The sequence below is a fragment of the Longilinea arvoryzae genome (assembly GCF_001050235.1).
Taxonomy (GTDB): Bacteria; Chloroflexota; Anaerolineae; order Anaerolineales; family Anaerolineaceae; genus Longilinea; species Longilinea arvoryzae.
In genome coordinates, this window is the sequence record NZ_DF967972.1 from 414,192 (window position 1) to 427,103 (window position 12,912).

Annotated in this window: 15 protein-coding genes; 3 read left to right on the forward strand and 12 right to left on the reverse strand. The window is 56.7% G+C overall.

The genetic code is table 11. The features are described 5' to 3' along the window. Window positions 1-34: 34 nt before the first annotated feature. The gene (locus tag LARV_RS01895) at window positions 35-964 is read left to right on the forward strand and encodes a prenyltransferase (RefSeq protein WP_075072046.1); all 930 of its coding nucleotides are present in this window, start codon (window positions 35-37) and stop codon (window positions 962-964) included. An 88-nt stretch (window positions 965-1,052) separates the two neighbouring features. On the opposite strand, the gene LARV_RS01900 is transcribed toward LARV_RS01895, so the two are convergent. From LARV_RS01900 to LARV_RS01920, 5 genes are all read right to left on the reverse strand, one after another. After that, the gene (locus LARV_RS01900) at window positions 1,053-1,943 is read right to left on the reverse strand and encodes a hypothetical protein (protein WP_075072047.1); all 891 of its coding nucleotides are present in this window, start codon (window positions 1,941-1,943) and stop codon (window positions 1,053-1,055) included. 146 nt (window positions 1,944-2,089) lie between these two features. Next, complete coding sequence (locus tag LARV_RS01905) at window positions 2,090-2,635, reverse strand: SET domain-containing protein (RefSeq protein WP_075072048.1); 546 nt, start codon at window positions 2,633-2,635, stop codon at window positions 2,090-2,092. Between the two features lie 159 nt (window positions 2,636-2,794). After that, complete coding sequence (locus LARV_RS01910) at window positions 2,795-3,118, reverse strand: RNA recognition motif domain-containing protein (RefSeq protein WP_407936363.1); 324 nt, start codon at window positions 3,116-3,118, stop codon at window positions 2,795-2,797. A gap of 216 nt (window positions 3,119-3,334) precedes the next feature. Then, window positions 3,335-4,060, reverse strand: coding sequence for a suppressor of fused domain protein (locus tag LARV_RS01915; protein WP_075072050.1), 726 nt, complete (start codon window positions 4,058-4,060; stop codon window positions 3,335-3,337). Between the two features lie 36 nt (window positions 4,061-4,096). After that, on the reverse strand, window positions 4,097-4,432 hold the full coding sequence (locus LARV_RS01920; protein WP_075072051.1) for a VOC family protein: 336 nt from the start codon (window positions 4,430-4,432) through the stop codon (window positions 4,097-4,099). A gap of 288 nt (window positions 4,433-4,720) precedes the next feature. On the opposite strand from LARV_RS01920, the gene LARV_RS01925 reads away from it, so the two are divergent. Together LARV_RS01925 and LARV_RS01930 are read left to right on the forward strand one after the other, a co-directional pair. Next, window positions 4,721-6,058: a protoporphyrinogen/coproporphyrinogen oxidase gene (locus LARV_RS01925; protein WP_075072052.1), complete on the forward strand. Its 1,338-nt coding sequence runs from the start codon at window positions 4,721-4,723 to the stop codon at window positions 6,056-6,058. A gap of 166 nt (window positions 6,059-6,224) precedes the next feature. Then, the gene (locus LARV_RS01930; protein ID WP_075072053.1) at window positions 6,225-6,797 is read left to right on the forward strand and encodes a PadR family transcriptional regulator; all 573 of its coding nucleotides are present in this window, start codon (window positions 6,225-6,227) and stop codon (window positions 6,795-6,797) included. 27 nt (window positions 6,798-6,824) lie between these two features. On the opposite strand, the gene LARV_RS01935 is transcribed toward LARV_RS01930, so the two are convergent. The 7 genes from LARV_RS01935 to LARV_RS01965 all read right to left on the reverse strand — a co-directional run bounded on the left by LARV_RS01935 (window position 6,825) and on the right by LARV_RS01965 (window position 12,777). Beyond that, complete coding sequence (locus tag LARV_RS01935) at window positions 6,825-7,208, reverse strand: iron chaperone (RefSeq protein ID WP_075072054.1); 384 nt, start codon at window positions 7,206-7,208, stop codon at window positions 6,825-6,827. Between the two features lie 146 nt (window positions 7,209-7,354). Then, on the reverse strand, window positions 7,355-8,278 hold the full coding sequence (locus tag LARV_RS01940; RefSeq protein WP_075072055.1) for a 4Fe-4S double cluster binding domain-containing protein: 924 nt from the start codon (window positions 8,276-8,278) through the stop codon (window positions 7,355-7,357). A gap of 234 nt (window positions 8,279-8,512) precedes the next feature. Continuing rightward, window positions 8,513-9,244 carry a GntR family transcriptional regulator gene (locus tag LARV_RS01945; protein ID WP_075072056.1) on the reverse strand — a complete coding sequence of 244 codons (732 nt, stop codon included), beginning with the start codon at window positions 9,242-9,244 and terminating at the stop codon, window positions 8,513-8,515. A 235-nt stretch (window positions 9,245-9,479) separates the two neighbouring features. Continuing rightward, window positions 9,480-10,187: an ABC transporter ATP-binding protein gene (locus tag LARV_RS01950; protein ID WP_075072057.1), complete on the reverse strand. Its 708-nt coding sequence runs from the start codon at window positions 10,185-10,187 to the stop codon at window positions 9,480-9,482. Continuing rightward, on the reverse strand, window positions 10,184-10,948 hold the full coding sequence (locus LARV_RS01955) for an ABC transporter ATP-binding protein (RefSeq protein ID WP_075072058.1): 765 nt from the start codon (window positions 10,946-10,948) through the stop codon (window positions 10,184-10,186). Before LARV_RS01955 ends, LARV_RS01950 begins: the two co-directional genes overlap by 4 nt. Next, the gene (locus LARV_RS01960; RefSeq protein ID WP_075072059.1) at window positions 10,945-11,925 is read right to left on the reverse strand and encodes a branched-chain amino acid ABC transporter permease; all 981 of its coding nucleotides are present in this window, start codon (window positions 11,923-11,925) and stop codon (window positions 10,945-10,947) included. Before LARV_RS01960 ends, LARV_RS01955 begins: the two co-directional genes overlap by 4 nt. 3 nt (window positions 11,926-11,928) lie before the next feature. Continuing rightward, window positions 11,929-12,777 (reverse strand): branched-chain amino acid ABC transporter permease, encoded by an 849-nt coding sequence (locus LARV_RS01965; protein WP_075072060.1) that lies wholly within the window; start codon window positions 12,775-12,777, stop codon window positions 11,929-11,931. Window positions 12,778-12,912: the final 135 nt, after the last annotated feature.

Below are 12,912 nucleotides of genomic sequence, written 5' to 3' on the forward strand. Positions count from 1 at the left end.
GACGAATAAAGTCCTATAATTCCAATGAAAGCAGATGCAAGCATCTACCTTTCGCAGCCGGATCTGGGATTTCATCAGGCTCACGCGCGTTGTGTTCCTGTTTGGCGGATTTTTGTTGTACGCGCTGGGCGCGGCCACGGCGGCTCGCGCCGGATTGGCCATCCTTTGGCCGGCCTACCTGCTCGGGCAGATCGTGGTCACTTCCATCCAGCTCAGCGCGCATTACGGCAACGAATACTACGATCGCGAGGTCGACCGGCTGGCGGCGCAGAACCGCACCTGGTTCTCTGGCGGCTCCGGTATGCTCGCCACGGGTAGCCTTTCTCCTTCGACGGTGCGGGTTGCTGCCTACGCTTGCGTCGCCGTAGCCTTGGCGACCGGCATCCTGGCTGGCATTCGTTCGCCCTGGATGTTCGCCATCGTCGCGCTCAGCCTGGCGGGCTCCTGGTTCTATTCCGCCCCTCCATTGACCCTGATGTCGTCGGGCTGGGGCGAACTCACCACCTCTCTGATCGTTGCCGTGGGCGTGCCGCTGGCGGGTTACCTCATGCAGGCGGGACTGCTACCCGCGCAATTCTGGCCGGTGTACCTGCCCCTGCTGTTGCTGCACGGCGCCATGCTGATTGCCTTCGAAATTCCCGACTTCAGCGTGGATCGTTCGCTTGGCAAAAAAACCCTCACCGTTCGCCTGGGACCGCCCCGCGCCGCCGGCCTGGCCGGCGGCCTGATCGTGTGCGCATACCTGCTGCTGGCCATCCTGGCGCTGTCCCCCGCCAATCCCGGCCGCTGGATGGTCTGGACGCTGCCGCTGGCAATCATCCAAATGCTCCTGCTGCGGCGCGCCGCCCGTGCGCCGACGCGGATCGACCATTTCCTGCTGACGGCGGGCGGCGCGTGCCTGTTCACACTCACCGCGCTGCTGGCGTTGCTGGGGATGCTCTTCGCCGGGTTAGGGTTGGGTTGAGCCTCATCCGCGCATCACTGCCACACAACTCAACACAACCGCCATATGCCTGACGAAACCCAACATCCTCAAACGTTGGTTTTCGGGATCATGGAGTCAATTTGCCCACGGTCACGAAAAACCAGGCCGCGCCGCGCTGGCCGAAAAAGTTGACATGGTTCACCCAGGCTTGCGGGTTAAGCACGGCTTCGCTGCAGCATCCGTAATGCGGGATGACGTCAAAATCCAGGGGAGTCGCGCTGCCATCGTAAACGAAACCCATCCCATCGCCGCGCCGGAAGAAGTAATAGGGTTTGCCGCGCAGGGTTTGAAAACCGAACGCCTCATCGTATTTTTCTCGATCATTGAGCAGCACCCCATCCACGCTGATTTCTCCCACCCGGTCAGTGCTGACCTCGTTTCCCGACGGGTGCGTGCGGATATAGACCGTTTCAAGCGCCCAGTGATGATCGTAGACCCAGAGGCCCTGCAGGTGATTGGTTGGATCAGGCCCACCCGTGTCAATCCGGTAGATCTCGCGTCCGTCACGGGTGAGATCCACCCAGCTCTGCGTACCATCCCCGGTGTAATGCTGGCAGGCCATCAGCGCGGCTCCATCCAGTTCATTTTTTATGCAAACAGCCGAACCGTCGAAGAAGGAAAGATCCGTATAGCGGGTATCGCCCATCGAAAAATCGCGGCTTTCGAATTTGCGTCCCTGCACCGAGGTGAACAGCATGGGTTCGAAGTAAGGTGATTCTTGCATTTCAACGCTGACCACGGCGAGTTCGCCGGCCATCATTGTGGGGATCAGGGTCGGTGTGGCGGAAGGGGAAATACTGCTGGAGGTGGCTCTGGCTGCGGTTGCAGCCGGAAGCGTGGGGGGTGTTGCCGGGGTTGGCGTGGAAGGAATCGAGACGGGAGTGTTGACCGGCTGGCAGGCGGCCAGGAGTCCCGCGGACCACAGCAGGATGATGAAAATCAGCGCCTTTGTGTGCATCGTCCTCCTTCTGAACTCCGGTGGATGTTCACACTCTGGTTAACATCCTCACAAAAGGCAATGCAGGCTGCCCAAAGCGGGCGCTATCGACAGGCCTGCTCCGCAGGCGCGGTCGATTGGCGGCTGCCCGCCCTGGCAAGACCAGGCTATGAGTCGGCCCGGCCCAATACAATCAGCCGGTTGATGTATGGCGTAAAGTGCCCGGCATAACGCGCCTGCAGTTCCGGGATCTTCCAATCCGCAGCGCTGACCCGGCCGCGGCACAGCGGCGAACCGCACCGGCAGGGATCCAGCGTCCAGTCCACGTCGTACAGCCAGAGCGCGTAATCCGCGGTCAGCTCTTCGCCGGGCTCGATGCGGCGCCGCGCCGCCAGCGTGAACGCGTCCGCCATCCACAGGTTCGGGTCGCAGGAATGGTTCAGCGAATAATCCTCAGGTGTGGGTTTACCGGCCGGATCGGCCAGGTACAGGTCGTCGTCGATCAGGGCGATCGATTCGGGGTCGGCCAGCCCGGCCAGGATCTGGGCGCGCGAGTAGAGCGTTCCGCCCCAGCGCACGACTTCCTCGCCGGGCAGGAGGATGCGCAGCGCGAACATGCCGCGTCCGGCGATGCCGGAGGGCCGCATTTCGACGCGCGGGTGGATCCAGGGAGTAAGGATGGTGCCGGGGGTTGGGATCAGGGAATTGGACATGAGAAATCGAGCGCGATGACTCTCCGATTTTGTGATCGATTAGTTCGTCTATATTGTATCCGCTTATCGAATGTAAAAAAAACGGCCAGCCAGACCGATCGGAAAACCATAAAAGAAAAACCCCGCCGGTTTGGGGCGGGGTTTCGAGATCCATCAGATCTAATAACGGCGGTTGCCGTGGCTTGGGCCATTATTGGAGCGAGAGCCGCCGCGGTCTTCGCGGGGTTTGGCTGTGTTCACGGTCAACGGGCGTCCACCAACTTCTTTCGAATTGAACATGGTGATCGCTTTGGTTGCATCATCCTGGCTGCCCATCGTGATGAATGCGAATCCTTTGGGGGTGCCGGTATCGCGATCTTTGATCACATCCACCGAAACCACCTGACCCGCCTCCGTGAACATCGTGCGCAGTTGTTCATCGGTGGTGTCGTAAGACATATTGCCAACATACAATTTTACTTCCAAGGTTTTCCTGTCTTTCACTAGTTCAGGCCTGGAGGAACAAAAATGCCACCCACTTATAATGAAGCGTGGCGGCATAACTTGAACGCAAACCTGATTATAAATACAACTTCACTATACCACATAATGCCGGGTTGTGCGGGAATCAACAAAACCTACCCGGTTTTGGGGTGGAATTAAATCCATTAACCACCTGAGGGCTAATCCAGCCCTTCATCCAGCCTACTCTACAGGATCTCAAAATGGCCACAGCGATCGCTTGCACACACTTGGTCGGTGAACATCCAATATCAGATTGACTTTCTGTTGGTCCATCAATTCGAACAGGCCGTCTGCGCCGTTGTTGAGCTTGTAATTCATCTCATCCGTATAAATTGGGAACATGCTGAAAAACTGAATGCTCTTGGTTTCATTGATTCTTAAGACCCCGAATTCTTCCGGAACCATTAACGGCGGCGCCAGGATGATTCCCGACAGTTGCGTATTCCTGGCGAAACCCCTGGCCGGGTTGCCGTTGGGAAGGGTGTGCCCATACCAGAGCCAGGAGTCATATTCGTGCGGAAAGCGCGCCAGAATTTTCAACCAGCGGAACGGCCAGTAATTGGACTCGTCTTTCATGGCCTCATCCGTCATCGGCCAATCCGGCGGCAGGCAGATCAACAATTCCGCGTACTCGCACCCCTGGACGCCCGGCGGGGTCTTCATCGGCCGCTGGCTCATGCCGCTGGTGACCAAGGTGCAAAAGTTGCGCTGCGGCGTGGGTTTGACGAGCAGGATATCGACATGGACGAAATTGGAAATGATTTCGTGAAAGACATTTTCGACTTTTCCAACATATTTTTCGACATGCCTCTGGATCTGCTCCACATTCGGGCTGTCGAAGACGGGTTCGAAGGATTTCGAGTCCGTGTGTCGATAAATGATATCCCCATGCGGGGTGCGCTCGACTTTTTCATCGGCCATGATCTTCTTCCCTTTCCCTCCCCTGGCAAAGAGCCATTAACTTGACTCCTGTCCAAAGGACAACAAATGTCCGTCCGGATCCCGGATGACGAAGCGGTAGGTGCCCCAGGGCGTCTTCTCCAGCGGGCTGACCACTTCGGCCTGGTCCCTGACGCGCAGCCACAGCGCTTCGATGTCATCCACGGCGAAAGCCACCTCGTTGGTGGAGCCGGGTTCCTCGCCCACGGCGAAGAAGACGCCCTCCTGAACCTTGTAGGACTGCCAGTGGGTTGGCGTGAAATAAGCATCGGCTTCGAAGCCCAGCAGGTCTTCATAGAAGCGTTTGGATTTCTCGATATCCGCGACGGTGCGGGTGATACCGGCCAGTTTCATTGATTTTTCCTCCAGGGCAGATTCGCAGTCGAATAAAAAGATTGTTGAATTCGTTTATATATGATCTGTTGAAACCTGGCAAGCCGGGTTCGACCAGGAATTTGAATTGCCGAAGTGTTACGGTTGGGCGGGGCGATTGACAAACCGATCCCGTTGATATAGAATATATAAAGTTTTATATATCATTTATGATATAACGAGATATATATACACTCGAGAGCAGTTGTCCGGAAATCACCCCCGATCTTCTGCTTTCCTTATCACAGGCAAACCTTACAGGAGAATTCCATGGAACGGAAAAAGGTTGTGATCATTGGCGCCGGTTGCGCGGGCCTTTCGGCCGCCTACACGCTGCAAAAGCAGGGCGTCGATTACGTCGTCCTCGAAACCACCGATCGGATTGGCGGGCGAGTGGGCAACAAGCAGAACAGCGGCTTCACCTACGGCATCGGCGCGGCCATGACCGAACCGCAGTGGAAAACGACCTTCGAATACCTGACCGAGCTTAACCTGACCGACAAGGTCAAGCCGGTGGAAAACCAGTGTTACGCGTTCTGGAATAAGAAAAAGATCCACTACCTGCTGCTGGGCAAGGACACGAAGCTTTCCCACCTGCTGGGCTTTCGCGGCATGCCTTTCAAGACCTATATTCAGGCCTTGAGGTTCATGACGGCCATCAAGAAATACATTGCCATGTTGGGGAATGGCAATCATGATTTCAGCAGCCTGTCCGAAATCTCCAACACCAGCACGGCCGAATTCGGCCTCGAGCACGGCGGGCCGGAAGTCGTCAACCGCATCCTCAACCCATTCCTGGGCACCATGACCCTGGCGCGGGCGAGCGACGTCAGCATTGCCCACCCCATCGCCCTGCTCTCCCTCATGAAGGGCATGTGCTACCTGGACGGCGGCCTGGGAATCCTGATGGACGCCCTCTACGAAAAGGTCAAAGAGAACGTCCGCCTGTCCACGCCGGTCCGGAAAGTGATCACCGAAAATGGCATGGTGAAAGGCGTCGAGACCGGGCAGGGTTTCATCGAAGCCGACCAGGTCATCTGCACCACCGACGCCGTGCTGACCCGCCAGATCATCCCCGACCTGCCGTCTACCATGCGCGAACCGCTGGAGACCTGCAAGTACAGCACCACCTACAACTACGTGTTCGGCCTGAAGAAGAAGGTCGTGCCCGATTACTTCCTGTCGTTGATGATCCCGGCATCCGAAAATTCGATCCTGAGCACCATCTTCGACGAGAACTCGAAAGCCTTTGGCTCGCGCGGGCCGGAAGGCGCCGGTTTGATGCACGCCTTCACCGCCGGCTGGCACGACGCCGAACTGACCGGACTGTCCGAGGAAGCTCGCACGCGCCGCGTCATCTGTGAAATCCAGAAGTATTTCCCCGAGTTCCCCGATCAACCGCTGTTCACCGATTCGATCCGCTACGAACGCGCCATCAACCTCGAGGCGCCTGGCCAGTTCAATGCCATCCAGGACTTGATCCGGCATCACATGCGCGATGTGAAGGGCCTTTACCTGGCGGGCGAATACCTCTTCCTGATCGCCTCGACCGAAGGCGCGCTGGCGACCGGCGAAGAAGCCGCTCAAAGCGTCATCCGCGATCGCTGATCCGCAATCCGATTTTTTGATTTTCCCAATCCGGCGGCCAATCTCATCCATCCGATGGGATTGGCCGCCGGCGTTTCGATCCACACTTTGCTCGCCCCGGTAATGATCTGCCTGCGAAGGTTAGGGGGTAAAATCAATTTACGCCAACCCACCTGGAGTATCTGAGTTGAAACTGGAATACATCCTACTCGGACTGATCAATATCCATCCCTCGGTTTCAGGGTATGAACTGAAAGCCATCATCAACCAATCCACCGGCTATTTCTTCTCGGCTTCACTGAGCCAGATCTACCCGGCCCTGAAGCTGCTGGCCAATCAGGGATGGATCACCTACGAAGTGGAGCCTCTGGTTGGCAAGCAGGATCGCAAAGTCTACACCATCACCCCAGACGGGCAGCGCGAACTCGGCGATTGGCTGCGTACCCCGTTGAAATTTGATCCATCGCTGAACGCGTTCGAAGATTTTCTGTTGAAGTTGACCTTCATGGGGATTCTGGATGACGAAAGCATCCTGGCCTACTTGGAATCCGGACTGAGCCATTTTCAGTCCGAAAAAACGCGCGTTCTGGATAACAACCTGGCAAACGAGAAGGCCTATCTCAAAATGGGCCCGCTTGTCGACGAGCACCATATTTTTCTCTGGTCTTTCGAAAACGACTTTTTGATCCAGGACCTGGACCGCAAGATTGGTTGGATCGAGGAATTGATCGCGGCCATCCGAAACAGGCCAACTGGCTAGACGCCCTGCCCGCCCAGCGGCTGAGGCTTATTCTTTTTTCCCTTTCTTCGCGGCGTTCTTCAGGTTTTCAGCCACACGATAGCGAACGATCTTGTCCACCAGCTCCAACGGCAGGGGTTTGTTGATCGGGAACTGCACCGCGCCCTTCGAACTGGCATAGCCTTCGATTTCCTTCTGGAAGGCCGCGATTCCGCTGGACGTGGGATAGAAGCCGATGTGATGCGTGAAGGCCGCGAAATACACCAGGTTGCCTTTGAGATAATAAGCGGGCATCTGGTAGCTGATGCGTTCCTCGGCATCCGGCGCGGCTGCCCGGATGGCGGCGCGCAACTCCTGCAGTTTGGCCTGAACATCCGGGGGAAACGCCGCGATATATTCATCGATGGTCGCAAACTGTTGGCGTCGATCCATGCCTTCCTCCTGCAACAGGCGGTCTGAGTGAACCTAATAATTTGACAGGATCCATCGTAAATTATTATACGGTTTTTCCGATTCAGGTACAATCGATACCAAAACCCGCCGGGTGTGATTGGATAGAAGGGCGTCTGGCAAATAAATCAATCCGTTTTGGCCGCCAACGAGCGCAAATTACGCGGGATGCCGCTCAGGTATTCGGCCATCTCCAGCCCATCGACCTTTAGCCGCAGGCCCTCCGGCAGGCATTCGAGCGGTTTCCCCTGCATGAGAATGGCCGTCTCCGCGGCGTCGAATTCGATCGTCCCGCCCTCGCGCGCCAGGTAGGGTTGATTCTGCGGGCAGATCATCTGGCAGCGCAGGCAGCCGTACAGGGTATGGTGTACGCCCGGGTCCATCCAGGCGGGGAACTCATACTCGCCGCCGGCTTCATTGAAGTAGGTCAGGCAGCGCTGGTTGTCGATCAGAAAGCGCTCCGCTATAATTGCCCCGGTGGGGCAGGCTTTCTGGCAGGCCTGGCAATGGGTACACGCGTCCATGGCTCGAATTTCCCGCCACGGGTCCTCCGGGCAGGCGATATCCGTGAAGAAAGTATTGAGATTCAGGAAACTGCCGAAGCCCTCGACGAAGGTGATGTTATTACGACCGTAGCGGGCCAGCCCGCTGTGCACCGCGCTCAACTTGTGCGGCAACCGGGGCGCATACTGGATGTGACGGCCATTCGCAGCCAGACAGGCCCGCAAATAATCTTCGACCCGCAGGTGGGAGCGGTTTTTATCGGCGTATGAAGCCGGGAGCAGGGCCTGGATGCGCTTCCCTTCCAACGTGAAGAACAGCCGGAGCAGGGAAGGCTGCGGCGACGCCACGATGAGGATGGATCGAGCCCCGAAATCTTGAGGCTCATCCAGGTGGTAGAGGTCGTTGACAATGAATTGCTGAAAAGAGTTCAGTTCGGCGTTGGCTTTCAGCCCTTCGACGTCCCGCTTCAGGTCTTGCAGGTGATGGATTGGGAAGAGGGCAGCTTTATCGCCGTGGCGGACGATTTCATTCATCAAAAGGTTATACACGGTTTACATCCCCTATGTTGGCAGAAAATTAGAATTTATGTTCTGTTTTATTATACACACAATCCACTGATTTGCAACTCTTTGGAGGAATTCGCGACCTTGAAGAGATCAACCGTAAATCCACGTGGAGACGATTTTGGACCAATCCGTAAGACCGAAGGGAATGTTCTTCATCTCCATGGGAATCTCCGGTGATGATATAGATTATAGAAATTGAAATCGAGCTAATCGTCCCTATCGCGGATCCAACCACGGATCATTCTTACCAACCGTTCGTTTTCGCGAGGCAGCCAGCGAGGCTTGAACGAGATCGATATTCACCTGGATATGATTGCGCGAAATCGCTTCGGCGCGATCGCCGTCGCCGGCCTGGATGGCGTCGATGATTTCATCGTGCTGGGCCAGCATCACCGCGTTCAGCTCGGTTTCGTAAACGATCGGAACGCCCAGATTCCAGTAATTGAGTTTCGTCAGGTCATAGATATGGATCAACGTTGCATTTTGAGAAGCGTCGACAATCCATTGATGCAGATGATCGTTCATCTGATAATACTCGATCCCCGACGTTGCGGATTTTCGCATGGCCTCGTTGATCGCCCTGAGCTTCTCGACGTCCGCATCACTACGGCGGCCTGCGGTCAGCCGGGCGGCGTAGCTTTCGATGACCAGGCGTGATTCCATGCGGTCGCGGATTTCTTGCGGCGAATGTTCGTGCACCATCCAGCCATTCTTCCGCTCCACCAGGCCGTCCTTTTCCAGACAAACCAACGCCTCGCGGATGGGAGTCCGGCTGACATGCAGCCATTCGGATAATTCATTTTCGACCAGACGTTTATTGGCGCGCAACTCGGTGCTTAAGATGGCGCTGCGCAACTGGACGTACACCCGATCGGCAATGACCTTGGACTTGTCCCGGGTTTCGAATTCGATTTGAGGTCGTTCGAAGAAGATCTCTTCTCGTTCCATTCGTCTCGGCAATCCTCCTGTCGGTTACCTTTTTTCTGAGTCCCTTCCCATTTAACAACCGCTGGAATCACCGAAAAAAAAGAATAGTCCTGTAATAAAAAGAACAACGATCGCCGCCGGTCCAATCTTCTACCTGATAATCTCCCGCGGCGATCGTCTCATTATATACCGGAGCGCATGAAAATGCTGCGGAGCGTCCGGAAGAAATCGATCCGGACCGCCCCGCCGATTTCCATCAGGCCACGCCCAGGAATAGTTCCGCGAACTTCGGGTCGTTCAGCAAATTCTCACCGCTGTCGGTGCGCCGGATCAGGCCCGATTCGAGCAGATAAACCCGCGGGCAGTGCATCAGCACGCTGGCGGGATTTTCCTCTACAACCCACAGAATCGCGGTCCCGCCGCGGTTGATGTCCAGAATGTGGCTGATGACCTCATTCGCCACCACCGGCGCCAGGCCAGTGGTCGGTTCATCCAGCATCAAAAGCTTCGGTTCAAGGATCAGGGCGCTGGCAATGGCCAACATCTGGCGCTCGCCGCCCGAGAGCGTGCGGGCCGCCTGCTTCTGGCGTTTTCCAAGGATCGGAAAACGCTCGTAAGCAGCCTTGATGCGCGGGCCGGGGTTCTTGAGCATGGTGGATGCCATCTCTAGATTCTCGGCCACGGTTAATCCCGGAAAAACGTTGCGATCCTGCGGAACATAGCCCAAGCCCCAGGTGGGGAGCATATTGGGTTCGTAATCGTGCACGTTATTCCCGGCGAAGCTCACATTTCCCTTCCAACACGGCAGGAGTCCTGAAATGGCCTTCAGCAGCGTCGATTTACCCGCTCCATTCGGGCCGATCACCGCGACCAGTTCGCCCTCATCGACCTTCAAATCGATGCCGTGCAAAATGGGCAGCTTGCCATACCCCGACTCGAGGGAATTGACGGTTAGAAGCGTCATTGCTGCACCCCCAGATAAGCTTCGATCACTCTCTTGTCATGCGCCACGCTTTGGGGCGCGCCGGAAGCGATCAATTTTCCGTACTGCAAGACGTGCATGTAGGTGCTCAGTTTCATGATAAAGCTCAGGTTGTGACCAATGATAAAGAAGGTCATGCCTTCTTTGTTCAGGTCGAGGATCATGTTGGAAAGCCGGTCGAGCATGGCCGGGTTGACGCCGCTGGAGGGTTCATCCATCAACAGCATGCGCGGCGAAAACATGAGCTGCCGGCCGATTTCGAGCATGCGCGCTTCCGGCGCGCCGAGGTTGGCCGCCTGCTCGTTCAGCTTCTGGGCCAGCCCAATCCGCTCGAGAATGCCATAGGCTCGCGCGATCTGTTCTTCTTCCTGCGAGCGAATACGCCCGGCCCGGGTATAGATCGACCACAGACTCTCCCCGGTTTGATGCGGATACGCTTCCAACATATTTTCCCAGACGGTCAGCTTGGGGAAGATGGAGGATACCTGGAAGGTGCGCGCCAGGCCCAGGTTGGCGATTTTATTTTCCGGTAGGCCGGTGATTTCTTCACCTTCGAACCGGACCTTACCGGCCGTGGGCTTCAAGAAACCGGTGATGACGTTGAAGAGCGTGGTCTTTCCAGAGCCGTTCGGACCAATCAACGCCGTAATGCTGCCTTTTTCCACAGAAAGGGTACAGTCATCCAGAGCTTTCAACCCGCCGAAATGCATGGAAAGGTTTTCGACTTGCAGCATCGTGGTCATGCTTCCTCCTTCGCCAATTGCGATCCTTCTGCGGGCGTCTTCAGCCTGGGCGCAGCCGGGCTCTTCTCAGGCACCAGGCCCAAAGGCCAGAAGCGCAGGATCACAATCAGTACCAGGCCCTCCAGAATCAACTGGACTGAAGAGACCACCGGGGTCAGTTCGGGCGTGGTCGAGATGAACTTCAAAGCCTGCTGTGCGCCCAGCAGAACGACCGTGCCGATCACGGCGCCCTTGTTATTGCCCGTTCCGCCGATGACCACCGCGATCCAGGCCGCGAAGGTTACGCTCATGCCAAAGAGGGAAGGCAGAGCCAGGGTCATGTACCAGGAGTACATGGCGCCCGCGAAACCGCAGATGGCCGCGCCGACCAGGAACGCCCGCATTTTGAAGGAGAAAATATTTTTGCCGGTTGCCAGGGCAGCCGGTTCGTTATCGCGCATGGCGCGCAGCGAGCGGCCGAACGGCGCCCGGCCGAGGCGCTGGACGACCAGATAGACGAGGACCACGATCAGAATGACCAGGAACGCCAGGAAAAACTGGTAATTTTGGCCGGGAATCATTTCCCGGAAGGGCTGCTCGATGTTGATATAGCCGCGCGTGCCGTTCGTCAGCCAGGCTTCGTTCGACAACAGGTCCTGGATGACTTCCGAGAAGGCGAAGGTTACGATCAGCAGGTAATCGCCGCCCACCCGCACCGTGGGCAGCCCAATGATGAACGCGAAGATCGTCGTCACCACACCCGCGGCAATGAAACCCACCCACCAGGGCTGATCGAAATAGAACAGGTAAGCATCCTGTCCGACCGGCGCGCCGCGAGTCACGATGGCATAAGTGTAGGCGCCGATGGCCACAAAACCCACGATGCCGAAGTTCATCAAACCCGCATACCCGTACTGCATATTGACCGACATCGTCAGCAGCGCGTAGATGCCCATCAAGATCAGGACGCCTGCCAGGAAGAGAAGTACGTTTAACATAACTCAGGCCTCCTTGAAAATGCCCTTGGGGCTTACCAGAAGGACAATGATGATCAGCACGAAGGCGATCACCTGGCTGTACTGGGCCGGGATCACCAGCACGCTCATCTGCGTGATCAAACCGATGATCAAAGCCGCCACCATCGCGCCGTAAATACTCCCCAGACCGCCAAGAATCGCGACGATCATGATCATCATGATGTATTCAAAGCCCATATACGGGGTCAACCGGCTGATCAGGCCGATCATGACGCCGGCCAGCCCGCCCAACCCCGAAGCGATCAACCAGACGTAGATGCGCAGGCGCGGGGTGTTGATACCCCGAATGCGCGCCAGATCGAAATCGCTGGACATGGCCCGGATGGCCTTGCCGGTTTCGGTCTTGGTCAGAAGGAAATGCAGGAAAAGGACAGCCAGAATGGCGGCCACCACCATCGCAATCTGATCGGGCCCCGCCAGCGATAGGTCGCCGATCTTGATGGCGCGCATGGGCGGGAACTTATACTGCTTGACAAACGGTCCGAATAGAATTTCGATGGTGCCCTGAATGACATAGGAAACGCCGGTGGAAACAATGGCGATCACCAGCGGCGCCCGGCCCTTGAGGGGGAAGAACACCACTTTGGCTGTCAGATAACCAATAACGGCAGTGGCCAGCACGGCCACGATCGCCGATGGAATGATATTCCACCCCAGCTTGGCGTTGAAAAAAAAGGTGAAATAGGCCCCGACGGCCAGCATTTGCCCGTGAGCGATATTGAGGAAACCCTCAATGCGGCGGATCATCGAAAAGCCCACCGTTGCCAGGAGCAAGATACATCCCATTAAGAGACCATATACGGCAAATTGCATGATCTACCCATCCTACACGGTCCGAAGCTGCCAACAGACGGAGACCGGTTTCCGCACGCAGTTTTAGGTTTTCCTGCCCCCTCTTATAAAAGAAGGGGCAGGCTATCGACGGCGCCTTCCGGAGGGAAAATCGCT